Origin of the sequence: Nitrosospira sp. Nl5 (assembly GCF_900102495.1) — a bacterium.
GTDB lineage: Bacteria > Pseudomonadota > Gammaproteobacteria > Burkholderiales > Nitrosomonadaceae > Nitrosospira.
In genome coordinates, this window is the sequence record NZ_FMVQ01000010.1 from 60,631 (window position 1) to 84,422 (window position 23,792).

The 23,792-nt window shown below is 52.1% G+C and carries 20 protein-coding genes; 7 read left to right on the plus strand and 13 right to left on the minus strand.

Translation table 11 applies throughout. From position 1 onward, the window contains the following. Nucleotides 1–159: 159 nt before the first annotated feature. From BLP45_RS10470 to nrtS, 3 genes are all read left to right on the plus strand, one after another. Nucleotides 160–744 (plus strand): isochorismatase family protein, encoded by a 585-nt coding sequence (locus tag BLP45_RS10470; protein WP_090372388.1) that lies wholly within the window; start codon nt 160–162, stop codon nt 742–744. Next, nucleotides 741–2,078 carry a nicotinate phosphoribosyltransferase gene (locus tag BLP45_RS10475; protein WP_090372390.1) on the plus strand — a complete coding sequence of 446 codons (1,338 nt, stop codon included), beginning with the start codon at nt 741–743 and terminating at the stop codon, nt 2,076–2,078. The genes BLP45_RS10470 and BLP45_RS10475 overlap by 4 nt, the downstream gene beginning before the upstream one ends. Nucleotides 2,079–2,305: 227 nt before the next feature. After that, nucleotides 2,306–2,536, plus strand: a complete 231-nt coding sequence (gene nrtS, locus BLP45_RS10480; protein ID WP_218117984.1) for a nitrate/nitrite transporter NrtS — start codon at nt 2,306–2,308, stop codon at nt 2,534–2,536. A gap of 230 nt (nt 2,537–2,766) precedes the next feature. Here nrtS and BLP45_RS10485 read toward each other — a convergent pair whose 3' ends face one another. From BLP45_RS10485 to BLP45_RS10520, 8 genes are all read right to left on the minus strand, one after another. Continuing rightward, the gene (locus BLP45_RS10485) at nt 2,767–3,267 is read right to left on the minus strand and encodes a hypothetical protein (protein WP_090372394.1); all 501 of its coding nucleotides are present in this window, start codon (nt 3,265–3,267) and stop codon (nt 2,767–2,769) included. A 383-nt stretch (nt 3,268–3,650) separates the two neighbouring features. Further along, the gene (locus tag BLP45_RS10490; RefSeq protein WP_090372396.1) at nt 3,651–6,605 is read right to left on the minus strand and encodes an EAL domain-containing protein; all 2,955 of its coding nucleotides are present in this window, start codon (nt 6,603–6,605) and stop codon (nt 3,651–3,653) included. Nucleotides 6,606–6,627: 22 nt separating this feature from the next. After that, nucleotides 6,628–7,689, minus strand: a complete 1,062-nt coding sequence (cheB, locus tag BLP45_RS10495; RefSeq protein WP_090372398.1) for a chemotaxis-specific protein-glutamate methyltransferase CheB — start codon at nt 7,687–7,689, stop codon at nt 6,628–6,630. Nucleotides 7,690–7,699: 10 nt separating this feature from the next. Beyond that, the gene (locus tag BLP45_RS10500) at nt 7,700–10,042 is read right to left on the minus strand and encodes a hybrid sensor histidine kinase/response regulator (RefSeq protein ID WP_090372400.1); all 2,343 of its coding nucleotides are present in this window, start codon (nt 10,040–10,042) and stop codon (nt 7,700–7,702) included. A 19-nt stretch (nt 10,043–10,061) separates the two neighbouring features. Continuing rightward, nucleotides 10,062–11,525, minus strand: a complete 1,464-nt coding sequence (locus BLP45_RS10505) for a HAMP domain-containing methyl-accepting chemotaxis protein (RefSeq protein ID WP_090372402.1) — start codon at nt 11,523–11,525, stop codon at nt 10,062–10,064. 117 nt (nt 11,526–11,642) lie between these two features. Then, on the minus strand, nt 11,643–12,284 hold the full coding sequence (locus tag BLP45_RS10510; protein ID WP_090372403.1) for a chemotaxis protein CheW: 642 nt from the start codon (nt 12,282–12,284) through the stop codon (nt 11,643–11,645). After that, nucleotides 12,281–13,783, minus strand: coding sequence for a CheR family methyltransferase (locus BLP45_RS10515; protein WP_090372466.1), 1,503 nt, complete (start codon nt 13,781–13,783; stop codon nt 12,281–12,283). Before BLP45_RS10515 ends, BLP45_RS10510 begins: the two co-directional genes overlap by 4 nt. A 7-nt stretch (nt 13,784–13,790) precedes the next feature. Continuing rightward, nucleotides 13,791–14,243 carry a chemotaxis protein CheW gene (locus BLP45_RS10520; RefSeq protein WP_090372406.1) on the minus strand — a complete coding sequence of 151 codons (453 nt, stop codon included), beginning with the start codon at nt 14,241–14,243 and terminating at the stop codon, nt 13,791–13,793. Between the two features lie 438 nt (nt 14,244–14,681). Here BLP45_RS10520 and BLP45_RS10525 point away from each other — a divergent pair, with 438 nt between their 5' ends. The 4 genes from BLP45_RS10525 (at nt 14,682) to BLP45_RS14635 (ending at nt 19,245) form a co-directional block, all read left to right on the plus strand. Beyond that, the gene (locus tag BLP45_RS10525; protein ID WP_090372409.1) at nt 14,682–15,590 is read left to right on the plus strand and encodes a helix-turn-helix transcriptional regulator; all 909 of its coding nucleotides are present in this window, start codon (nt 14,682–14,684) and stop codon (nt 15,588–15,590) included. Between the two features lie 782 nt (nt 15,591–16,372). Further along, nucleotides 16,373–17,590 (plus strand): tyrosine-type recombinase/integrase, encoded by a 1,218-nt coding sequence (locus tag BLP45_RS10530; RefSeq protein ID WP_090372411.1) that lies wholly within the window; start codon nt 16,373–16,375, stop codon nt 17,588–17,590. A 507-nt stretch (nt 17,591–18,097) separates the two neighbouring features. Further along, complete coding sequence (locus BLP45_RS15115) at nt 18,098–18,493, plus strand: integrase core domain-containing protein (RefSeq protein WP_371128753.1); 396 nt, start codon at nt 18,098–18,100, stop codon at nt 18,491–18,493. Nucleotides 18,494–18,870: 377 nt separating this feature from the next. Further along, entirely contained in the window at nt 18,871–19,245 is a 375-nt protein-coding gene (locus BLP45_RS14635) for a hypothetical protein (RefSeq protein WP_176754723.1), read from the plus strand. Here the strand turns inward: BLP45_RS14635 and BLP45_RS15120 are convergent. The 5 genes from BLP45_RS15120 to BLP45_RS10560 form a co-directional block, all read right to left on the minus strand. Beyond that, on the minus strand, nt 19,184–19,396 hold the full coding sequence (locus BLP45_RS15120) for a transposase (RefSeq protein ID WP_090372414.1): 213 nt from the start codon (nt 19,394–19,396) through the stop codon (nt 19,184–19,186). The genes BLP45_RS14635 and BLP45_RS15120 overlap by 62 nt on opposite strands. A gap of 297 nt (nt 19,397–19,693) precedes the next feature. Next, a complete protein-coding gene (locus tag BLP45_RS10545; RefSeq protein ID WP_218117985.1) occupies nt 19,694–20,866 on the minus strand; it encodes a patatin-like phospholipase family protein in 1,173 nt (390 codons plus the stop codon). A 144-nt stretch (nt 20,867–21,010) separates the two neighbouring features. Beyond that, complete coding sequence (locus tag BLP45_RS10550) at nt 21,011–21,886, minus strand: 4a-hydroxytetrahydrobiopterin dehydratase (protein WP_090372416.1); 876 nt, start codon at nt 21,884–21,886, stop codon at nt 21,011–21,013. Nucleotides 21,887–22,241: 355 nt separating this feature from the next. Beyond that, entirely contained in the window at nt 22,242–23,114 is an 873-nt protein-coding gene (locus BLP45_RS10555) for a S1 family peptidase (RefSeq protein ID WP_090372418.1), read from the minus strand. A gap of 140 nt (nt 23,115–23,254) precedes the next feature. After that, nucleotides 23,255–23,542, minus strand: a complete 288-nt coding sequence (locus BLP45_RS10560) for a hypothetical protein (RefSeq protein ID WP_090372420.1) — start codon at nt 23,540–23,542, stop codon at nt 23,255–23,257. Nucleotides 23,543–23,792: the final 250 nt, after the last annotated feature.

Consider the following 23,792-nt stretch of genomic DNA (forward strand, 5'->3'; position numbering starts at 1 on the left):
GGGAAAACGCTGCAACGCCTTTTGCCCGCCCGGTGAGCGATGGAAGGCATGCAGTATCGGGGAGGATGGAGGTCGGGAGAAGGTGAATCTCTCCCTTCCGCAGCCTCGATCTCTATGCCGAATGGTCAGCATGAGGTTTACGAATAACGATGGTCTTTCATGATAGTCACACTTGATTCCGGTGATGCTCTGATTCTCGTCGATGTGCAGAACGATTTTTTGCCGGGCGGCAGCCTTGCCGTGCCTATGGGTAACGAAGTTATTCCGATACTCAATCGTTACATCTCACTCTTCCATGCTCATGGTCTGGGGATTTTCGCTACCCGCGATTGGCATCCCCCGGACCACTCTTCTTTTCTGGAACAAGGAGGCGCGTGGCCCCCACACTGTATTGCAGCAACACCAGGGGCAGCCTTCCCCGCCAGTCTTGAATTTCCTTGCGATACCCAAATTATTTCAAAAGCGACGAATAGGGGGAAAGATGCCTACTCCGGCTTTGACGATACCCAGCTTGAACCCTTGCTGAAGTGGTCCGGCATTGGTCGTGTATTTATCGGTGGGCTCGCGACGGAGTACTGCGTGCTGAATACCGTAAAGGATGCCTTGGAGTATCGTTATGTGACGTTTGTACTCGAGGATGCCGTCCGTGCGATGAATATAAGCACAGATGATGGCAGGCAAGCGCTGGAAGAAATGACGCGTCTTGGTGCGATTCCCATCCGCTTCGAATCGCTCGCAGCATGAATCCGCTTTCCAGTCCTCTACTGACTGATCATTATCAGCTTACAATGTTGCAGAGCTACATCGAGCAAGGTATGGAAGAGCGCGCAGTGTTTGAATTCTTCGTCCGCAAGCTGCCACCTGGACGAAATTTCATGGTTGCGGCCGGGCTGGAACAAGCTCTTGATTTCCTCGAAAAGCTGGAATTTTCGGCGGAAGAATTGGCTTGGCTCGCCCTGCGTTTCCGCCCTTCGCTTATCACGTACCTTGAGCAGTTTCGTTTTCATGGCGACGTTCATGCCATGCCGGAAGGAACCATATTTTTTCCGGATCAGCCTATCCTGCGGATAACGGCAGCGCTGCCCCAAGCCCAACTGGTCGAATCGCGGATCATGAATCTGCTGCATTTCGAAACATTAGTTGCCTCCAAGGCTGCTCGCTTCGTAATGGTGGCGCCGGGTAAATTGCTGGTGGATTTCGGCATGCGCCGTGCACACGGGGCGGAAGCGGCGCTACTTGCGGCGCGGGCGAGCTATCTGGCGGGATTCTCCGGCACCGCCACTGTTTTGGCCGGTGCGCTATATGGCATCCCATTGTTTGGCACGATGGCGCATTCCTACATCCAGGCGCACCAAGATGAAGCCACCGCCTTTGAGCATTTCGCACGCTGCTATCCGGATAATGCAGTTTTGCTGATTGACACCTATGATACGGAAGCCGCCGCAGCCAGGATTGTCGCTTTGAACCGAAAACTTTATGCGGGTGGTATCAGCGTCGAAGGCGTACGGCTGGATAGCGGCGATCTTGGAGCACATGCGCTGCGCGTGCGCCAGATACTCGATGAAGGCGGCCTGGAAAAGACGACTATTTTTGCTAGCGGCAACCTGGATGAATACCGGCTGCATGCGTTGTTGTCGTCCGCTGCCCCCATAGACGGCTTTGGCGTGGGCACTGCTCTGGATGTGTCGAGCGATGCGCCCTCGCTGGATTGTGCCTACAAGCTGCAGGAGTATGGCGGCAAGCCACGCCGTAAACGCTCGGAGGGCAAGGCTACCTGGCCGGGGAAAAAACAGGTATACCGCAGCTATGGCGTTAATGGCCGCATGTCTGGCGATATTGTGGCGCTGGAGGAAAATGATTCTCATGACGGTCAGCCGCTCCTCATCCAGGTCATGCAGGACGGCCGGCGTATCCAGACGGACGTCACGCTGGATCAAACGCGCCAACGGACATTGGCGGAATATGCACGCCTGCCGGAACCAATGACCACTCTTGAGACCGCCCCAGCTTATCCAGTAGTAATTTCCGCGGCATTGCAGGCGTTGGCTAGCCAACTGGATGCTGGACACGCCGCTTGATCCGGAGAAATAAAAACTGTGCTTGTTTCCGTTATGATTGCAGTACCGAAACTGATTGCCTCCGATTCCGGTGTACACGCTCCGCCATTTGCGTTTTTCCCGCCCGCGTACGTAGCTGGAATGTCGACGCTTGTTGATGGTTCGGCCCTATTGAATGTGAACATTTTCAGGATATAAAATATTTTCAACAATTTGAAGGACGTGAAAAAGAAAGAGCGAAAGGAGAGATGATGCGACATTTAAGTGCGATTAAGTGTTCGATTAAAGATCGAAATGCCCGATTTGTGGCGTTCGGGGTTGCCCTTATCGTCGGCTCCTGCCTTCTGGCAATTAATCAGGGAATCCCGTTTCTCCTTGGAGAACCGATGACGCCGGGACGCTGGATTTCGGCTTTTGTCACCCCCATCGTTCCGTTCTTTGTTAGCTGTCACGGCCAGGGAATGAAGAAAGCGGACTAGTAATGCGCTTTGCAATTGGTTGGACTAATAAAAGCGATGGATTGTTGTGTCAGGCTAAGTGTAAACACAGCGATAGTTGAATCTATCGCGAGGATGTGCAACAACGCCTGACGCGAAAAGCCACGTTTTTAGGTTCAATCAATTGCGAAGCACACCACTAAGTTCTTGTTTTTTTCTTATCGGGAGCGCAACTGATAGTTGATCGACGTCATTTGATTATTGGCCCCCACCTATTCGTAACGTAGAAATTCTTCTGCCAAGGAGTCGGCGCCATAACGCCTGATCAGTACTTCGATCTCCGCAAGCAAGGCGTCGTCCTCGTCATCTTCTAAAACGCCGTCACCGACCAGCTTGGCAGGCAAGCCGCCGGCAATGGCGTTTTTTACCGTCTCAAGAGTGGGTGGATTTTCCCGGTTCTCGTCATTGATTACAGCATCAATTACCCGGGAAAGCGGCTCGCTGGCCATATGCTGCGCAAAGTCAATGGCGACGGCATCTTCGCCAAACTCATCAATCAGCGCCTCCAGTTCATCAAGCAGTGATGCGTCGATATCAAAGTGGTGCAGGTGCTCCGTCTCGCTGAGTGCGGAAGGTAGCAGGCCAGTGATAAAACTACGTACCGTAGCAAGCGTTACAGGTTGTTCGGCATCCGGGTCATTGACCTGGCTTTCTATCAGTGCAGACAAGTTTGGACTGACGCGTGTGGCGATATCAACAGGATTCCGGATCATGGCCTTATCCTCATATGAAATGCTCTGGTAGCGCTGGTCGGTATAGGAAGCTCGCGCTCGTTAACGAATCGCATTCATTGCAATGCTACATCTGGTTTCTTCATATACCTCTCTCGGTATGGATAAGAAAGAGACGATATAATCAGTTTAGGTGTCATGCCGGAAAAGTCAATGTTCGATTAAATACGCCATTTTGACCGTAACAGAATTAAAAAAGACATTCACGACGCCTGAGCGGCAGTACTTTAGGCGAACCCCCGAGAAGCGGTGCGGGTTTGTACCAGAAGGGATTTCGCAGATTTCGGTTATTCACTTCCATCGCAGTTTTTCAATGCTATCAGTGAACGAAATGTCGCGATCAATCAATTCCCTGGTAAGATGAACTAGTGCTGAAGTGATTTTTTCTGGCGTAAAAATTCTTCGATTTTCTCTGCAGGGACACCAGGACTAAATAAATATCCCTGGATTTCATCACATTTGAGTTCCCGCAGAAGATCCGCCTGCGCGCTGGTTTCCACGCCTTCCGCGATCACTCGGAGATTCAGGGAATGCGCCAGAGAGATGATGGCGGAGACGATAGTGAAATCGTCGGGATTGCTAGTCATGTTGATAATAAAAGCACGGTCGATTTTCAAGACGTTGACGGGTAACTTGGCGATATAGCTGAGCGAGGAATAGCCGGTACCGAAATCATCTATTGCGACCTCGATATTCATATCGCGGATGATTCCAAGTTTTTTGATATTGGCTTCTATGTCCTGCATGATTACACTTTCGGTAATCTCAAGTTCCAGCCCGATTGTCAAATTTTCGGCATCGTTTATTACGTCCGCAACCATGCTGACAAAATCCTTCTGCCGTAACTGGATCGGCGAGACATTTACGGCCACCTTCGGTGGATTGAGGCCCATCGCCTGCCATTTCTTGGAATCCATTATTGCCTTGCCCAATGCCCACCGCCCCGCCTCGAGAATCATTCTGGTTTCTTCGAGCAGAGGAATAAAACTCAGCGGCGGTACAAGTCCATTATCCGGGTCCTTCCAGCGCATCAGCGCCTCCAGTCCGCTGATCTGTCCACTTTGCAGATCAATTTTGGGCTGGTAGTGCAGAACTAACTGTTCCTGCTCAAGCGCTCGCCGCAGCTTGGTCTCGAGCTTCAGCTTCTCCGTAACCCGTGCATTGAATTCAGGAGCGTAGAAGAGATGTTTGTCGCACGAGAGTTTTGCCTTTTTCAATGCGGTTTCGGCGTTTCGCAAGAGAGTGTCTGTGTCCGAGCCGTCGGTAGGATAGGATGATGTTCCCGCTCTGGCGGAAACACGCAACTCCTGTATGCCGATCAGAAAAGGCCGATCCTGGATATCGAACAGGATTTTCTCCAGAATATGGGCAATGTCGGTGCTTTCTTCCTCATGCGTGATGGCGATAGCAAAATAATCCGCCGAAAGATGCGCAAGAACATCTGTTTCTCCAAGTACCTGGCGCAGCCGTGTTGCAAGCTGACGCAACAGGCTGTCCCCCGCCTGGTGACCGAGAGATTCATTGATACTGCTGAATCGCTCGAGGTCGAGAACAATGACGGAAAGGACCTTGTGATCATGATGCACGGTGCCGATTCGCTGATCGACTCGGTCCAGAAACAACGCGCGGTTTGGCAGATCTGTCACCGCATCGAAAAAAGCAAGGTATTTGATGCGTTCCTCTTTTTTCAGGTGATCCATGGCAAATGAAATATCGCCCGCCATCTCGATCAACAGACTCATTTCCTCTTCGTCGAAGAACCCTGCTTCCGGTGCATAGAGCACGAATATGGCCACCAACTTGCTATCCAGGATTAGAGGGAGCACCACCATGGAATAATAACCCCGGGCTAACGCTGTGGCATGCAAGACTTGCATGCGCTCGTTAGCTGCAAGGTCATTGCAAATGGCCGGCTTGACCTGTGTGATCGCCTCCGCTATCAACTCGGAACTTTCTGGAGAGTCAATCACATTCGTCAAGTTGAGCTGCGACAGATAGCCATCGTCGCGACCAGCTTTCGCTATTGGTTTGATACTCTGTGTGTCCGCGTCGTACATTCCAACCCATGTAAATACAAACTGCCCCAGGTCTACTGCGATACGGCAGGCTTTGTCGAAAAGTTCTTGCGTCTCGCGGACCCGCACGATAGTGGTATTGATGCCGCTTAACACGCTGTAGATCCGGTTGAGCCGAACAATCCGGGCCTCGTACTCCTTCCGCTGGCAGATCTCGGCAGTAAGCGCTGTCGTGCGCTCTTCCACCAGTTGCTCCATGTGTTCATGCAGCCAGGCGCGTTCCAGCGCAATCCCTACCTGATGTCCAATCCCATAAAACATTTCCAGGTCGTTGTCCTTGAACTGGTCTTGTTTCACCCGCATCAGATTCATGATGCCGCGGTTCTGACTGCCGATCCATAACGGCACACTGGCATGGCAGCCGGGATTCGATGTACGGCCTCTGTCTCCGACAAGCTGCTTGCAGTTGCAGATGTTGGTAACGCGGCCTAGACCTCCGCCCAGAAAAAGGCGCTGGCATTCGCATAGTCCCCCCATTGCCTCCGCGGTCAGCAATGATGGAGAGATATTACGCACAGCCGCTACCCGAAAGTTGTTATTCTCCCAGAGATAGAGCCATCCAGCTTCTACCCCCGGCAGTTCCATCGCATACTCAAGCGCTTTCTCGCATACGTCGCGCTCGGTTACCGCCTGGTTCAGGCTTTCCGCGATCCGGTAAAGCCCGTTCAGCATGCGATTCGAGTGTGTCAACTCACGTTGACGGGCATGGAGTTCTTCGTTGAGGTGGATCGCGTTCTCATAGATCGAGATCAGTAAATCCACGATCTGCTGACGCTCGGAAGTGATAAAGTGTTTTTGTCCCCCCAGATAAATCTCCATGCCCATCTGCATCTTCTGGTTCTTGCGCATCTCCTGGTTTACCAGAAGGTAGTCGATGCGGGAGAGCAGGTACTGATCTTCATACGGCTTGCGGATGAAATTGTCGGCGCCGGATTCCAGTCCTTTCATAATGTCCCGGATATCGGAGAGCGAAGTGAGAAGGATCATTGGAATATCCTTGAGCTGCTGATCACGCTTGATTTCGCCGCATAGCACAAACCCATCCATCTCGGGCATCATCACATCACTGATAATCAATGTCGGCTTTTGGAGCCGCGCAGCCGCGAGAGCTTGTTTGCCATTGGTCACGGCTACCACCTTATAACCGTGTTCCTCAAGCAGGTATCGCAACCTTTCCGCCTGGGTGGGACTATCCTCCGCGAGGAGGATCTCGATGTTGCCGACGCTATATTTCCTGGATGTCATGGATTTCCCGAATGTCATGGATTTATGCTCTCTTCTTTTCGTCGGCGTTTACCAGATCCGTTAGCGCTGCGGCGATTTTCTCCAGAGGTAAGACCAGCATCGCCGCGTCTAGCTTGATAGCCTCCCCCGGCATGCCGTGCACGATAGAACTGTCCTTATCCTGCGCGAAAGTGATCGCGCCCTTTTCCCTTAGCAGCAGCAATTCTGCGGCGCCATCGCGTCCCATGCCTGTCAGCAGGCCGGCGACGGTCTCGCAACCGTACACCTCGGCGACCGCGCGGAAAAGATATGAAATCGAAGGCCTTAACCCATGCTCCGGTTCATCCTTCGTCAAGGCAATCTTTCCTTTGCGCTCTACCTTCATCTGGTAGTCGTCGGGCGCGACATAGACATGGCCAGGCAGCAGGAGTTCGCCATGGGTGGCGACATGGACAGGTAGATCGGAGGAATTCGCCAGCCACTGAACAAACCCTCCTATGAATCCTGGCGATATGTGCTGCACGATCAGGATCGGCACCGGAAAATTCTTTGGAAGCGCCGCAAGGATAGCTTCGATCGCAGATGGCCCACCGGTCGACGCGCCAATGATAACGATCCGGATTTGCACGGATTTGCTCACCGGTTCGCGGATAGCCGGACGCAAAATTGGCGTCGCGCTTCGCAAGCGCGGCCAGCGCCGTACCACCTTTACTTCCGACATCAGTTTTATCGTCTCAAGCATATCCCGAATCGTGGCTTCATGATCCGGATGACCTACGCCAGCCGGGCGGCGAAGTACCGCTAATGCGCCAGCATCCATCGCATCGAACGTTGTAAAGATCTCATGGGGATCCTCGCTGCCGCTGACGATGACAATGGGTGTCGGATTAGTTTCCATGATGCGGCGCGTTGCTTCCAGCCCGTTCAGCTTCGGCATGTGGATGTCCATCGTAATCACATCAGGCCGCCGGTGTCGCACAAAGTCGAGCGCCTCCTCGCCGTCACGCGCAGTAGCCATCACCGTGATATCCGGATCAAGGCTGAGAAAGTGAACAAGGAATTCACGCACGACCGGCGAGTCTTCCACCACGAGAACGTTAATCATGGAAGTATCCTCAGGATGGAAGGCCAATAAGACGCCGGATAATCTCCAGCAGATTGCTCTGATCGAAGCTGCTCTTTACAATGTAGGCATTAGCACCTGAATCAATGCCGCGCTCGCGGTGTTCGCGTGACCCCAACGCTGTTACCAGCACGACTGGCAGCCTCGCAAATTGTTTGTCGCCACGTATTTTGGTTGTGAGGCCAAAACCATCCATACGTGGCATTTCAACATCTGACACGACTAAATCAAACGCTTCTGTTTTAAGCCTGGTGTACCCGTCAACGCCATCCACGGCGGTATCAACACGGTAGCCCGCTGATTCCAGAATACTCTTGAGTAGAGCTCGCGAGGTGATGGAATCCTCCACGACCAAAATGGACTGTTTTCTCGCCCCTTTGTGCTTTTCGGCGGATAACCGGTGCACGCTTGTGAGCTCAGGGACCGGATGCTTCACCGCGGATTTCAATAGATCCAGTACATTGAGTACCGGCACCACCTGTCCAGTGCCCAGAATGCTTACCCCCGCGACATTGCGTACTCGCGTCAGTGGGCGGACGAGGGGTTTGACCAGTACCTCCTCCTCACCAAGAATCTCTTCCACCAAAAATGCGACACGGGCGAGGCCCGAACCAAGAACTACCGCCGGCGCTTTATTCGACGGTTCAATCGCCGCGACCTCGCGTGGCAATTCCAGCACGTCGCTCAACCGGACCAGAGAAACTGGGTGTTCATGCACCAAGACAGTTTCACGGTTCTCCACCGTCTGGATTTCCTTATGTGCGATCCGAATTACCTGTTCAACGTTAGACGACGGAATAACAAAAAGCTGCCTGCCGGCGCGAACCAGGACGCCGCGGAAATTCGCAAGCGTTAATGGCAGGAAGATATGGAAGACCGTTCCGCCACCGGCATTTGACTTGACCGTGATACTGCCGCCTAGTCGTTCCACCTTGTCGCGTACAATCGCAAGCCCGAGTCCGCGCCCTGAAATATCCGTGATGATGGGACTGGTGGTCACACCGGATTGAAAGGCGAGGGTCACCGACTCCGGTTCCCCCAGTTGTTCCGCTTCTTCGGCGGAAACAACGCCGAGCTTATGCGCTGCGGCTTTAATCATGGCAATATTGAAACCCGCGCCATCATCGGCTACCAATACCTCAGCTGTACCGCTGTCTTTCTGCGAACATGCCAGCGTGATTGTTCCGTGCGGCGGCTTCCCTTTGCGCAAGCGCACTGCCGATTGCTCGATACCGTGATCAATGCAATTTCGCACGAGGTGGATAAGCGGATCTTTCATTTCTTCCAGAATATGCCGGTCGATCTCGATTTCGCCTCCTTGAATCACCAGTTCTATGCTTTTGCCCTGCTCTCTGGCAAGCTCGCGAGAGAATCTTGGAAATATATCAAGCAGCGAGGAGAATGGCAGTAACTGCATCTCTTTGACATCTTGGCGCAGGCTGTCTGTCATGCCGGCCAGCATGCGCTGATCCTGTTCCGCTACGCGTTGTAGCCTCGCCAGCCGGTCTTCAAGCAATTTCATGTGAAGTTGCTCGGCATCCAGATATTTGAGCAGCCTGGGAAGTTCCTGTTTCTCTCGCGAGGTATTGCTATCCACGGCGTCGCGCGTGTATCCGCGGTCCACCAGGCGCAATGCCGGCTGAATATGCAGCCGCTGTTTTTTCCATACAGCAAGTGTCGCGGTGGCGTCTCCCAACTCTTTTGCGCGCTGACCTGCCGACAGGCGCGGGAGCAGCAACTCCTCGACCTGACGCATTACCGCGTCGAGTTTTGCGGCGGAAACTCTGACTGTCGCGGATGCAAGACTGGGAACCTGGGCCAGCGTTTGCATAGCAGCATCCGTCCCAGACTCGGTTGGCGCATTGGCAGCAAGTGTTGGGGGTGGCGTTTGCGTTGCCATGGTTGGGTCAGCATGTCCAGACAATTGTCCCTTCAATGTGTCGTCGAGCTGTCGAATCAGTGTATCCACCAGAGGTTCTGGTGCCCCGGCCACATCCTTATCGATAGCGAGAAGTCCACCCAAAGTATCGGTCGTCCGCAGCAACAGCTCGATCAGCGGTGGCGACGCAGCCAAACGTTTGCTTTTCAATGCGGAGAACACATTTTCCAGGGACTGGCAGACCGCTTCGATCTGGGTAAGATTTACGGCCCGGGCAGCCCCTTTCAAGCTGTGTGCGTCCCGAAAGATCGTCTCGACGATGTCGGCCCGTTGTCCAGGTGCAGGATTTTTTTTCAGCGCCAGCAGTCCCGACGACATCGCCTGGAGATGCGCGTCTGCCTCCAGGCGAAATGTTGCAAGAAGCCTCTTTAAAAACGCATCATCTTTATCTGTCATGGATCTATTCCGGCCCAGGCTACTGTTCGGCCTTCCCCCCCACGAGAGCCCTCAGTCTTCCGCCCATCTCATACAGCCCCTGCGCAGCCAGTTCAGCCTGCTTGGTACCAGCGACGTTCTGCTCAGTTGCCTGTTTGATGTTGTTCATCGCCATCACTACCTGGTCCATGCCCACCATTTGCTGCTGGCTGGAAGCGGCTATTTGGGTGGCTGCCTGCGCGGCCTCACTGATGCTTGCGGATAGCATGCGGATAGCCTCATCGGTGTCGGTGGATTGTTTTACGCCGGCTTCTACCGCTTTATTGCCCTGCTCGGTGGCGAGTACCGCGGCGTTGGTCGCTTTCTGAATGTCGCCCAGGATGGTGCGCACCTGCCCGGTGGCCTGCCTGGATTGTTCGGCAAGGCTTCTGATTTCCTGGGCAACGACACCAAAGCTCTTGCCTTGTTCTCCCGCCCGGGCGGCTTCAATGGCGGCATTCACCGCGAGCAGGTTCGATTGCTCAGCCAGGTCATTGACGGTAGCAATGATCTCGCCTATGGAGTGGCTTTGCTCTGATAGTTTCACGATACACTCGGCGATGGATTCCATCTGTTCCTGGATGTGATGCATTCCCTGAATGGCTTCCTCCACCGACTTGCGGCCGGCCTGGGAAACGTTCGACGCTTTCTGCGCGCTATCGGAAACATATTTCGCCTTCTGACTGGTAAGCTGTGCGGTTTGCTTGACTTCCTCCACGGTGGCGGTGGTTTCGCTCACGGCGGCAGCGGTCTCGGACGCGCCGGACGCAACCTGGCTGGTGGTGGCAAGAATTTCCGCGGAGGACGACGACAGCTGGGCGATGCTTTCCCGAAGTTGCCGGGTAATCATGCGGCTGAGATGGAATCCGATCATTAGTCCGGCGAGAACGGCAAACAGCGAAACGACCGCTAACGTTAATGTAAAAAGTCCCACTTTTTCCGTGAGATCAACCCTTCCTTTGTCCAATAGTCTGGATTGCCGCTCATAGAAAAACCTGGCTTTTTCGATGAGCGCGAGACTAATGGGGCGGAACTCCTTGATCGTGAGGGCCAGCGCTTCCTCACGTTTCTGCTCCAGTGCGAGCCGGACAGCATGATGCTGAGCCCGCTCGAGCTGTTCATGCAACGATGCCATTTCGTTTACCAGACTGAGTTCCTCGCCATCTTCTATCAGGTGGCGCATTTTTTCGAAGATTTGCCTGAATTGCCGGTCATTGGTTTGCAGCAGGGACTGGTTCAGCTTCTGAAGTTCCGGATAGAGCAGGACACCACGGACGTAAGTCTGCTGAGCAAATGCGGCAGTGCGAAGTTCGTTGGCGCTTTCCAGCAGCCGCTCATCTACATTAAGGAAATGGTTATATGTCCCCTGCGTCTGGCTGATTGCATAAAAGGCAATGCTGGTTACGAGCGCGAGTAGCGCCAATATGATCGCATACCCTCCGATTATTTTCCTGCTGATGGTCATGGTTTCCCCGTCGAACTCGGTCTTCTGTTATCGCGAACTTGAGCAGCTACTGCATTGCATTCTCTTTTTCTCGATTACCCTTTTAACTTGCGATCATTCATCTTCTTGTCAGAGCCTCTAGTCCGCGACTTGCTCCTCCACGACCAGGTTTTCGTCCGCCAGGAGTTTTTCCGCGTCGAGGACCACCAACCGCTCGGGAGTCACCCCCTTCAGATAATTCTCGCGAACGCCTGTCAGCGTAGGCAGGGAAGGCTGGATGCGTGTCACCGAAATACGGCGTACGCCGACAATGGCGTCGGCCACAATGCTGAAAATGACTTTCCCGGATTGCAGTACGATAACTTTGTTGAGGTCAGTCAGTCCTTTTTCCGGCAGCTCGAAGACTTTCTTCAGGTCGATAACCGGAAATATCTCTCCCCGTAGATTGACGATACCAAGCAGAAAGGCGGGCGTGCAGGGCAGCGGCGTCAGGCTTTCCAGGGAAGCAACCTGGCGGACATGGCGGGATTCAACCGCGTAGCGTTCATAGGCAAGGGTAAATTCCACGACCTCAATGCTTTCATCGCTCGTCTCTTCCAGTGGACGTTCCTGCGCCAGTGCCAGGGCCCGTGCCTGCAGGATGCGTTGTGTCTCTCCGCCAGTCGGCGCCCAGGCGCGTTCGACAAGGGCCCGCGCATTCTCGAGACGCTGCGTGATCTCGCGGAAATTAGTGCGTACCTGTTTCTTCTTTTGTTGCGAGGCTGGCGCGTTAATATTCATCTAGAGTTCTTTTCTTTATATTCCCGAGGCCGGTGCGACAGGTTTGATTGCACGGATGCAATAATCTGCACAAGCCGCCCAGCGGTCAGCCCACCTGACTCAGGCAGAAGCTTGTCATATGGGTAGGCACGCAACAGCGCCAGCGCATTGTCGAAGTGCCGACTCGCCTCGGCACGCCGGCCTTGCGACAGGCAGAGATTGCCTAATGCGAAGTGGGCGAGTACAAAACCCGGATCGAGATAAAGTGTGCGTATTAGCGATTGTGTTGCAATTTCGCTTTGCCCTAACTCTTCGTGGACTGTGGCCAATAGAAAATGTGCTGCCGGGTTCAGTTTGTTGGCGGCAATTGCTTTCTCACACCACTTGACTGCTTCGACGAGCTCCCCGCGATTGGCATGAAAACGCGATATGCGGCAGAGTGCATCAATCTCTTCAAGGTTGGCTGCGCTTGCAACGCAGTGCACCTTTACGGGTTGAACCGGCCCATTTGTTGCTTCTGGGGATATTTCCGTTCGTGTGTTTTGTAGTGAACGGTCTACTTCTTCATCCTCGGAAGCTTGTGGTAAAGCCGGTGCTGACATGCATAAGGCGTTTGGTGGCGGGTGCGAGACCGGCACGGAATATTCGGCTGTGCTTATCTGCGACTTTGGGTTCTCCGTCTTGTGGTAGAGAACTGCTCCAGGAAAGGCTGTGGCTTTGAACTGTGGAAATAGGCTGTTCGAGATTTCCGCGGGACTTACGACGAGCCACCCGCCGCTGACGAGGGACCGGTGGAAATTCTGTCCAGTCTTCTTTATCCATTCCGGGCTGAAATACATTAATACATTGCGACAGAAGATCACGTCCATCGCATTGGTGTCGTTAATGCCAGAGGGATAGGCATCTTCAGCGAGATTAAGGGAGGAAAAAGTCACCCTCTTGCGAATATGTGGCAATATCTCGAATTTTCCATTTCTTCTTCGTTGAAAATATCGTTCCTTGACCCAGAGTGGCGTATTGCGAAATGACCATTCGCTATATAGACCTTCAGCTGCTTTCTGCAGGAATATGGGGTTTATATCTGTGGCCAGGATTGTCGCGTTCCATTCCCCGGAGTGACGGATCAACCGGTCGAGAAGCATAGCGATCGAATAGGGCTCTTCTCCCGTGCAGCAGCCCGCGCTCCAGATACGCAACGGGCGATTAGCACGGGTGCATGCGCGCATCAATTCCGGAAAGAGACGCTCCTCAAGTACCTCAAAGCATCTTTTCTCGCGGAAGAAATAGGTTTCGCCGACTGTCAGATGGCAAGCGAGTATCCCGATCTGTCGGTGTGTCAGGGGAGCGGAAAGGAGTTGGCGGACACACGTTTCCTTGTTCGCCGTCCCAAGTGCAGGCGCGGCGGCAGTAATCCCCCGTTCGAGATCGCCCCAGCGAGTGGGCGGATAGTGCAAGCCCATCTGCAGGGTGAGTCGTTCGCTTAGCTGTGAGAGAAGTGGATGAGGGAGAGTTGCTTGCATAGTCGTCTCAGGGAGCATCCAGCGCTAAATCCAAGGACTCTTCTTCTTCCAGGGAAAGGAATTTATCGAGATTGTGGATAAGAATCAGTCCATCGTTAAATTTGATAATGCCTTCCAGATATTTGAGTTCCGGAAGAATTTCTTCTGCCGAGATCAGGTTATGCTCAAGACATTCGACAACCTCCGTTACGGCGTCTGCCACGAGCGCTACAGGACGACGTTCCATATGCGCAAAAATAAGCAGATCAGTCAGGGCGATTTCTCTTTCCGGCAGATTAAAACGTTGCCGGAGGTTGATGACCGGGATGAGTCGGCCCTGCAGGCTGACTACGCCAAGTACGATATCCGGCGCGCTTGCTAGCGGAGTGATATGGACCATACGCACTACTTTCTCTACAGCCTCCAGGTGAAGGGCATAGCGCTGATCATCCAGAATGAAAACAATGTATTGATCAGCCATTTACTCGGATATAACGTAATACGTGATCTGACTATAACTCCCTGAATAATGCAGGGGAGATGTCGCGCAACCAGCCTTGTGGGCTGAAATGACGCAAAAAACATGCTGTGCGATCATCAGTGCCCTGTTTTGGGGTGGACAATGATTGCTGATAGAAGCTATGAGACTACAAAACGATAACTTTAAATAGCTGTAAAATCTTACAGGTAAGGATTTTGGGTTAATGGAGGACGTTAGCCGTAATCCTTTAACAACAAGAGTTTTCATCGAACCGAGAACAGATATGCGTTCTAATGTTACGGCGAGGCTGCATTCTATACACACGATGTGAGTAGAAAACTCGTAATTGTTGTGTCTAGCATAATGCTACGTAGCATCGGACAAGTATCAGAACACATGAAGTGTGTTTATTCTTAACAGTAACTATCTGAATCCATCATGAAACGGCTACGGGAATTTCGGGTTATGTTCGATCTAACGCAAGAGGAACTTGCAGGGATCCTGAAAGTCACGCAGCAAACCATAGCCAGGTGGGAAACCGGAAAAGCCGAACCGAACCTTGCCGCATTAAGCGACCTCGCAGTGATCCTGAACACTTCGGTAGACGAGTTACTGGGAATTGACAGATTTCCCAAAATGATAGAAAAAGGATACCGGCAATCCGTTTACCTAGACCACATGGGCGGGTTCTGGGGGCATCTCGGCTTGCTTTATCCAAATGAAACGAAAACGCGCTGGTATCCTATCACTCAAGATACGGCAAATTTTATCGAAAGATGCCTTCGGGCTCGTCAAGAAGAAGGCGGCGGTGACTGGACTATTGTCTCCACGCTGAACAACAGGCTTCTAGTATTCGCGATGCAGGCAATGAAGCGTGTCTGGCTGCTGGACAATAATGCGGAACAGCCGAACGACGACTGGGAGCTCACATGGGATGGCTACCAAGGACTCTCGCCAGAAATTTACCGGGCCTTGGAGGAGCGGTTCTTTGGACTGGACGAACAATACCAGGCCGCCTACCCGGCGGCCCTGCGGAATATCCTCGACGAGATCGTGAAGGAAGACGGGTTTGATGACGAGGCCAAGATCGCAGAGCGAATCCTGGATACACATATTCATTTCCGCGATGGCACGTTAATTCATTACTGGATTGAGACACAGGACATCATGAATCTCGTTCTGGACGCCGAATCGGGCGCTTCACGGATATTCAGGATTAACGGCGGGGAATTTAAAAGCTATTATCCTGCTACTTCGATCCGCATGATCGATCTACCTCTATTGCAATATCGGGCAGCAGAAAAGAGAAATGCAAAATCTCTTGAGGAAGAAGGCAATGCTCGGTAGATGTAAGGCGCTGATAAATCTTATCGCGTGTTGCTCGCCGCGGCGAGACGATCGCGCAAGATGGGAGGAGGTTGATTTTAAGGTTGGAATCTGGACTAACCCAGCTTCACGCATGTTGTGTGACCAAGTCTCTACTCCAGGACAGATGGGTTGCGCACAAATGTCCGTGGCTTACCGTACTTTGTAATAATGAGATGAAAAATGCATGTGAAAATTTTTGTCGTTATATTTTTGATTATTTCGGGTCTGGCCGGCTGTGCGACTAATCGCTCTTCTAGCCGGTCAGGACAAAATGACGAATGTGCTTTAGCAGGAAGGGCTTTCGTTTACTCCTGCACCAGTCGGAGGTAGTCCGGGAAGTTCCAATACCCCACTGCTCGCCAGGGTGCTTACACCATGCCTCAGCGTCAATCTGAGCCGCATCTTTATTTAACGCGTGAAAGACTGTAACAACTCTTTTCAGAATTATCAGCTAAACAAAATAGTACGATTCATGACTCCAGTGGATTTGGAGAAGAATAGGTGCGGCGTACATTGAAAAAATCGAGGTGGAACAATGCAGGGATACGTTGTAAATAGGAGGTATTAACGAAAATCTTCGAAATCAATGCTTACAGATATTACTGGCGGAGAGAGAGTCCTCCAGACTGCTGTTCTTTCATATCCCAGCAAGTCTCGTAAACCCTTACCCAGCTTAGCTTTCACTTCATTTTTTGTATTGACGTGTTTCAGATTGTCCCATACTATCCCGGTCTCAAATGTAGGTAAAAACGAGGGTAGAAATGAGACGACGTATATCTAGGTTATCAGTAAAAGAAGTGGTTAACAAGAAAGAAGCTGGCTACTACTGTGATGGCGGTGGGCTGTATCTCCAGGTGAGCGATTCAGGTACGAAGTCATGGATCTTCCGCTATACCTTGAACGGCAAGAATCGACACATGGGGCTGGGGCCATTCCATACCGTGTCCCTTGCTGATGCACGTCACGCTGCCGTCCTCTGCCGCCAGTCGCTACTGAAGAAGATCGACCCTATCTCGGCGCGAGATGCTGAGCATGCCCGGCAATCACTTGAAGTTGCAAGATCGATGACCTTCTCTGAGTGTGCCACCGCCTATATCAAAACCCACCGTTCCAGCTGGAAAAACAAAAAACATGCCGATCAGTGGGCAAACACGATCAAGACCTATTGTGGGCCGGTGATTGGACCATTATCAGTACAAGAAGTGGATACAGGTTTAATCATGAAAGTGCTTGAGCCCATCTGGACGGAAAAGCCTGAGACGGCAAGCCGCTTGCGCGGCCGTATTGAATCAGTTGTGGATTGGGCCACAGTTAGTGGATATCGAGAGGGAGAGAATCCGGCGCGCTGGCGCGGGCATCTGGAGAATCTGCTTCCCTCGCTCAAAAAGAAGCTGAGGGTAAAGCATCATCCGGCTCTTCCCTTCAAGCAGATGGGCGAGTTCATGGAATCACTTGAAATCCAGGAAGGCGTTGCTGCCCGCGCACTGGAATTCCTAATTCTGACAGCAGCCCGTACCGGCGAGACGATTGGTGCAAGATGGGAGGAGTTCAATTTGAAAGCGGGAGTCTGGACTATCCCAGCTTCGCGGATGAAAGCCGCCACAGAACATCGGGTACCTCTGTCCGAGCGAGCACTGGAGATCGTTCAGGCGCTAAACAGGATCAAGCAGAATGATTATGTATTTCCAGGGCAGAAAGAAGACAAGCCGCTAACAAATATGGCCATGCTGGAGTTGCTCAGGCGGATGGGCAGGACCGGCCTGACAGTGCACGGCTTTCGCTCATCTTTTCGCGACTGGGCATCGGAATGCACGAGCTTCCCAAGAGATGTGTGCGAGATGGCACTTGCGCATACAATAACCAATCAAGCTGAAGCGGCGTATCGTAGGGGTGACCTCATCGAGAAAAGGCGGAGGTTAATGGAAGAATGGGCAATGCATTGCCTCAACCTGAGACGTCCAGACGGGGTTAATTTATAACCAGTTAGCCGGCGAAAATACTAGTTTTCGGCGAAACTTTTTTTGTATAAAGTAGTTTTGCACCAAGAAAAAACATTTCGCTATGGAGCACATTCGTGAGGTATTGAAGAAAGCCACGGCTGGGATGCTGGTAGCGGCGTTGATTGAATCGCCCCCTTTGAATCGTAGCGGCTAGGCGCCGCAAGATGGTTATGGCACGGCAGGCAAAGATAAAGCCGGCCCAACCTAACGAGCTATGGAGTATGGAGTATGGAGTATGGAGTATGGAGTATAACTTTGTGACTACCGACTGGCTAACGGGATGAAGTTTCGCGCCCTGACGATTGTAGATGTCTTCAGCAGGCAAGCGCTGGCGATAGAGATGGGCCAGCGCTAGTTGAGACGAACAGGTGGTCGCTTAAATCAATTGGTCGCGCACCAGGGTCCTCCTCAATATTTTTTTGTCGAAACGGAATTGAATTCTCGGGGCAGCTGCTCGATCTTTGGGCGTACCACCACTGGGCACGGATCGACTTCAGTCGGCTTGGAAAGCCAACGGAAAATTGCCACATTGAGACGTTTAATCGATCATTCCGGGATGAGTGCCTGAACTTGCACTGGCTTGAAACGCTGGAAGAGGCCAAAGTGATCATCGACGACTGGCGGCGGGATTACAACGAGAGTCGGCCTCACACGACTCTCAACGATCCGTCGTCGACTGAATTTGTACGTCCGTCGGCCTTCCAGGCCCTGTCTTGGCTTAACCAAGGCGGAAAACTAACTCTCGGAATGGCCCCTGGAACCAAAGCGGATCAATGGAGCGGGAATTTTCCATTTAGACCGGTGCTAATTTTAGGGGCGGGTCATAACACTAACTCCCAAGCTTTGTGCTGGTGTAAAGAGGGGAGTATTTGTGGACAGTAATATTTGTGGAGTTGTTTCTTGCGATATCGTAGCCCATAGCCTTTCAAGCGTTGAGGTACAAGGGCAACGTCTTCAAGCCATCAACACTGTCATTGATAATATCATGAATCGGAATCCTAGCGAGACCGTGTGGGCATCATCAGGTGATGGTGGGCATGAAATTTTTCTTTCTCGCGAATGGCTTACAGACGCTATTGACCTTATTTTCCAACTTCATATGTGGGGGCAAAGAAACGCCCCTCTTCGGCTAACCGCGCACGCAGACTCAATATCTGGCATTCGAAGACTTCAAGGGGCAGATGGTCGAGTCCAGCTTGCGCACGAGCTGGTGGGTTGACAATGAGATCGATATGGTGTTTGAGAAGGAACGCCTACTTATGAAACAGCGAGGTTATAAGATACTAAGTCTTATCCCTCTTGATTTGGATGGCTATCTTTTTAGTGACAAATGGCGGAGCGGCAAGGCAGAACAAGTCAAATCCCGAGTGACCGCCGACTTCACCAAATCCTCAAGTGATGAGGCAATATTCGAAGCGTCATTCAGGCGCCTAGTGAAAGCCCTTCGTGCTGATGACTATGGAAGAAAAAAAACCGCCCATCTCGAAGATATAGAGCAACAGCGGGAGCGCAAGGCGTGTCGGCGTCAAAACCGTTTTTCGGATGACCTCCTGCAGGATGTCTTGTCCAGCGTCAGATCAGCCAACACGCGCTTCGACCGGGCATTCTCTTCCGCAAGCTGCGCAACCGCCTGACCTCGTTGGTACCCAGGTCGCTGTACTTCTTCTTCCAGATATAAAACGTTGCTTCGGATATGCCAAGGCTACGGCACACCTCCATCACTGGCGTGCCGGCTTCCCGCCTGTCGTATGCCACCTGCACCTTGGTGAATCGGGATCTCTTCATCACTTCAAACTCCTTCAATAGGGAAAGCCATGCGGGACTTTACTCTAATTTAGAACCGCCCCAGTTTTTAGGGATCACGTCACTACTGCCAACTTCAGATAACTCCACGTTTTCAGTTAGCCGATGCCTCTGCGGGCGATTGACACAATGATCTTCTGATTAATTTTCATTCTGGTTGCCATCCGAGCCGCGTTAAGATTCGGCTTTCGCATTGTGCTTTACTGAAGGCCGTACTCCTCATCGTTCATGATGCCTTGCTCGTGGAAAAGGCCGCACTGTGACTTCCGCGCATAAAGCTCAAACGAACCCTTCAAACTGTTCAGGTTTAACTTTTTTTGCGACCGCCTGCCCAATTGATTGAAGCGCTCCGATATGTTCAATGGAATCGAGTCTCTGAACATTTTCGGGCTTGATGTCTGGAAGTCCTAGCTCTCTCAATCCTTCTGATGTCAGGTTGGCATTAAAGCGAAGATAAGTAAACAATTTATTCGATCCCCTTGGTGCGGACACGCCAATCATATCCCCCACTTCCCGATCCAAACTATCGCCCACCAAGCACTTTCCAAATACCCGGCAAAGGAAATCTTGCTCGTTCAGTGCAGCAGCCATCAATGCGGAAGGGAGCGATTTGGCGTTGTACAGGACATTCATCTGATCAGGATCCAGGTCGGCATTGGCCCCGGGGCTGGTACCTGTTCCAATCGAGACAATAAGCATTTTATCCTCCCCGGTTGTCCAGTTCATTTCGTAAGGTTTGATGGTTGCCATCAGGAATGCTTGGAAAGCCGGATTGTTGTAGGTGGTGATGCCCCCATCGACAAACACAAATTCCTGATTGCCGAGTTTCACGACTTCCGGTGGAAAATAGACAGGTGCGGCTGTACTTGCCCGCACCAGTTGCCAAAGAGGAATGTAGAGGTTGCAATTATCGCGCAAGCTTCCGTCCTTGCGGACTGTCTGGTTGTACATGGCATGGGGATTATTAGAGATGGGCCAGGGCGAATCGGTAGTGGCATTACGCATGACCATCATCAGAACAGTTTTTAGCTGATCGCTTCCCAACAGGAGCTCTTCCTTTGTCTGCGGATGCTTGAAGACTTGGCGCAGCTTGTTTGCAAGGTTTTCGTCTTCATACCTGTACCGCATGCGTTTCAGCAGTGATGCCTTGTCGAACATTTCCCTGCCGCTCTCGACATAGAAACTCTTGATTTCCGAGACTTTCATGCCAACAGAAATGCAGGCTGCGATAATCGCGCCAGTGCTAGTCCCAGCAACGAAGTCAAAATAGTCCGATAGCCGAAACTTATCATCCTTGCCTAGTTTTTTGCGTAACAGCTTTTCAATCTCACCTAGTATTTCAACGGTGATCATTCCTCGTATGCCGCCCCCATCCAGCGCGAGAATCTTTTTGGGGCCGATTCCTTGTATCAAGGTTTTCAGCTTCTCGGCACTTACGTTGGAATTCTTCACGCTTTCTCCATTGAAATATTGAGCAATAAATAGGAATTGCAGTGATTTAACAGCTTAAGTTGCCTTGCTACCAGAATTCGGGAAGGCAAGGGTTAGAAATTGGATGAGAGCACCGCCTTATAACAAATCGTTGGCCTCCACGATTCATGCCTTAGATATATAGTTAGCAGCTTTATTCATGTACAACGCCAAATTTAAATCGTAGATGGTAACCCGCCTCCTAGCATCCCAAGTTGTCAATGATACCGTTACATGATTAAAGACGTTTCGCCACTCAGGATGATGATCCAGCACGCGACAATGATTGGCCACAAGCGCCATGAAATCGGCTGCATCATTGAATTGCGGGAACTTAAACGTTTTAACGATATACCGGACCTCAGCATAGCCAAAGTTATCAACATACCAACCTTCGTAATCTTCATACGACAGTATTGAAGTTAACTCTACATCTCCAACGGGTTGGGTTCTCGCCTTACCAAAAGAAGGTTTCGGATATTCGTCTGAATCAGGCCGCTTCTTCAACCCGAGACTAACTGCGATACGATCAATCAATGGACCAATTTCTGTCGGCCAACTTGCATAATCGATATGCTCGGCTTGAAGGCCTGCTAAATAGCCAATCGCCTCGGGGATCTCAAACTGATCAAAGCGACGTTCACAGTCGACAAAGAGCGGGAGTATAAAACGGTTCGAACGTCCATATCTGTCGTCCCCGTTGTGGAGAATAGGAAGTGAAGCAGACTGCTCTAATTCAGCAATTACCCAGTCATCACCTCTCGGCACAGTATTGTTCTCCCGCCTGGGCAGCCAGTTCTTCCCAATAAGAGCGATCGTTGCATGGGCCTCGCCAATTAGAGCCCGCAGTCGATCGGGGAAATGCTCTCCTCCTCGAATTTCACCCACATCCACCGACACCCGAACGAACTGTATTCTCTTTTCTATTTCGTTTTTAAGGAGGAGAGCGATAGGGGCCGTGTCCTGACGCCGATAGCTGATAAAGAACGTGAATGGTTGCATTCAGAGATGTGCCCGAGCAAAGTGCAAGTAGTGCCACATTATCAACTAATAATATACCACGGCGAGCTAATGTAACGGATCCCATGTTCAGTAAATTTAGAAAGAGAATCCACTCAAAAGCAACTCTGCCCTATCCAGGTCCGTTAGCAGTAGTATCCCGTCAAACTGTTAATTACTTGATCTTCTCTCCGCGTGATAGGGGATGTCCCGGAAATTCATCTTCCATTTGCTCACGACGACCCGCAGCGATTCGCTGGAACGGCTCAGAAAGAGATTGGACATGTCAATTCCAGATTAGACTACGGAGACCTGCTGACTTGCGATGGCAATGCGAATCTCGTTCAACACGATGCCTTCATTGAGCTTCTTTTCCTTGATGGGTGCGGTGGTGCAGCGCAATGGAGTCGAGCTGCCGCGTGAAGACGGGTGATCCGGAATTGCCGCCAGTCGTGGGGCTGCGATAGCGAATGAAATGCTTTTCATATTCCGCAAGACTGTTGTCGTAGAGGGACACCGCGAGTTCCTCTCCGCTCGGATGCCCGATGACATAGATGCGCTGATCGGCGACATTGGCAGGATCTATTGTCGGTAAGTCCGCACAGGGAGCAAGCGTGTAGCAGGTGTCGGGCATATCGATTGCCAGTATGCTGACGTCCAGTGCAAAGCGCCGCGAGCTATAGAGCACCCCAGCCAGTTTTACCTTGGGTCGCCTGGGAAGCCGCGTGAATTCGGCCACGGCTTGCTCGGGGCGAAGCGGGGCCTGATCTGATGGGTCTTCGCTGTTGACGTCGGAATTGGTGAGCAGCACGATCTTGCCAGCCCACGCGGGATTGAGCAGGCCGCCTGCGACCAGGAAGCCAGTCCCCTTTGGGGCGCCCGTGACACCATTGCTGATGCGGGCAATCGCGTTGCAGCGCTCATACAGGCTGTCCAGCCATTGCAGGTAAACAACGCTCTCGTCGCCCCACACGGCTTCGAACCCTTCCGTTTTCACGCCGTCCATGGACTGGAGCGGCTTTTCCACTGTCACCCCTTCTTTCTGCAGGGTGGCAAATTCCAGCGGGGGCAGGAGTACTTCACCCAACGGCGTCTTTTCCATCTGCCACACTTCCTTCAGTTGCCGCAGCGTGCTTCCCAGCTCGAATGCATCGGCGTCCGGATGGCGCACGTACTTCGCAGCAGAGGTGAGTGCCTCGTCCTTGTCCCCCACCGCTACACACGCCTCCATCGAGGTCGCGTAGTCCCAGATGCCGCTGACACCTCTATCATCGATGTCCGCCAGGATTTCCTGTGCAATGATTGCAGGGTCGAGATCATGGGTCAGCGCAATGCGGTCCCGCCGTGCACGGGTAGCAAGTGCTGCGAGGTTTATTCCCTGCCAACGGTAATCGCCGCTGCGGTTCTGCCAGTCCAGAATATAGGCCGAGATGGCGCGCGTCGGATTACGGGATCGTTTTGGCCTGAGGCGATAAAGATTCCGGCTGTACGCTCCATGTCGGCGAAGCGCCGCTTGCGGCGCATTATGGAGAGGGTCTTTTTAATCTGCGAGAGGTTGAAACCGAAAGGATCGATGCGATTGGTGAGGTCACGAATATCGCCGTAGCGATACTCGCGCAACGCCAAGGCGAGTTCAGCCAGAAATTCGACGGCTTCCATGGGGGCTTTCAGTAAGCTGAGCTTTTCGGTAAAGTGAGCCACATCGCGGGATGAAGATCATATTTATTAAACAGCAGAAATGCTTCAAAGGTCCGGCAAGGCGGCCATGTATTTGTTCGTGTAGTCCACGACCTTGTCCTTAATCTTGTCACGTCTGCTGAGCAGGACGTGTTCATTGATCGTGACTTTGCCGGAGCAATTCTCAAGCTCCACCCAATCCTTGCGGATTTTTGAAGAAGAGCACCTGTGT

Coding starts and splice junctions, on each gene's coding strand:
- BLP45_RS10550 (WP_090372416.1), bottom strand. CDS start 21,886: ATGCAACCATTCACGTTCTTTATCAGCTATCGGCGTCAGGACACGGCC.
- BLP45_RS10470 (WP_090372388.1), top strand. CDS start 160: ATGATAGTCACACTTGATTCCGGTGATGCTCTGATTCTCGTCGATGTG.
- BLP45_RS10530 (WP_090372411.1), top strand. CDS start 16,373: ATGAGACGACGTATATCTAGGTTATCAGTAAAAGAAGTGGTTAACAAG.
- BLP45_RS10490 (WP_090372396.1), bottom strand. CDS start 6,605: ATGACATCCAGGAAATATAGCGTCGGCAACATCGAGATCCTCCTCGCG.
- BLP45_RS15120 (WP_090372414.1), bottom strand. CDS start 19,396: ATGAAGAGATCCCGATTCACCAAGGTGCAGGTGGCATACGACAGGCGG.
- BLP45_RS10505 (WP_090372402.1), bottom strand. CDS start 11,525: ATGACCATCAGCAGGAAAATAATCGGAGGGTATGCGATCATATTGGCG.
- BLP45_RS10525 (WP_090372409.1), top strand. CDS start 14,682: ATGAAACGGCTACGGGAATTTCGGGTTATGTTCGATCTAACGCAAGAG.
- BLP45_RS10500 (WP_090372400.1), bottom strand. CDS start 10,042: ATGACAGATAAAGATGATGCGTTTTTAAAGAGGCTTCTTGCAACATTT.
- BLP45_RS10485 (WP_090372394.1), bottom strand. CDS start 3,267: ATGATCCGGAATCCTGTTGATATCGCCACACGCGTCAGTCCAAACTTG.
- cheB (WP_090372398.1), bottom strand. CDS start 7,689: ATGATTAACGTTCTCGTGGTGGAAGACTCGCCGGTCGTGCGTGAATTC.
- BLP45_RS10520 (WP_090372406.1), bottom strand. CDS start 14,243: ATGGCTGATCAATACATTGTTTTCATTCTGGATGATCAGCGCTATGCC.
- BLP45_RS10560 (WP_090372420.1), bottom strand. CDS start 23,542: ATGGAAGCCGTCGAATTTCTGGCTGAACTCGCCTTGGCGTTGCGCGAG.
- BLP45_RS10510 (WP_090372403.1), bottom strand. CDS start 12,284: ATGAATATTAACGCGCCAGCCTCGCAACAAAAGAAGAAACAGGTACGC.
- nrtS (WP_218117984.1), top strand. CDS start 2,306: ATGATGCGACATTTAAGTGCGATTAAGTGTTCGATTAAAGATCGAAAT.
- BLP45_RS10555 (WP_090372418.1), bottom strand. CDS start 23,114: ATGGAGGCGTGTGTAGCGGTGGGGGACAAGGACGAGGCACTCACCTCT.
- BLP45_RS10515 (WP_090372466.1), bottom strand. CDS start 13,783: ATGCAAGCAACTCTCCCTCATCCACTTCTCTCACAGCTAAGCGAACGA.
- BLP45_RS10475 (WP_090372390.1), top strand. CDS start 741: ATGAATCCGCTTTCCAGTCCTCTACTGACTGATCATTATCAGCTTACA.
- BLP45_RS14635 (WP_176754723.1), top strand. CDS start 18,871: ATGAAACAGCGAGGTTATAAGATACTAAGTCTTATCCCTCTTGATTTG.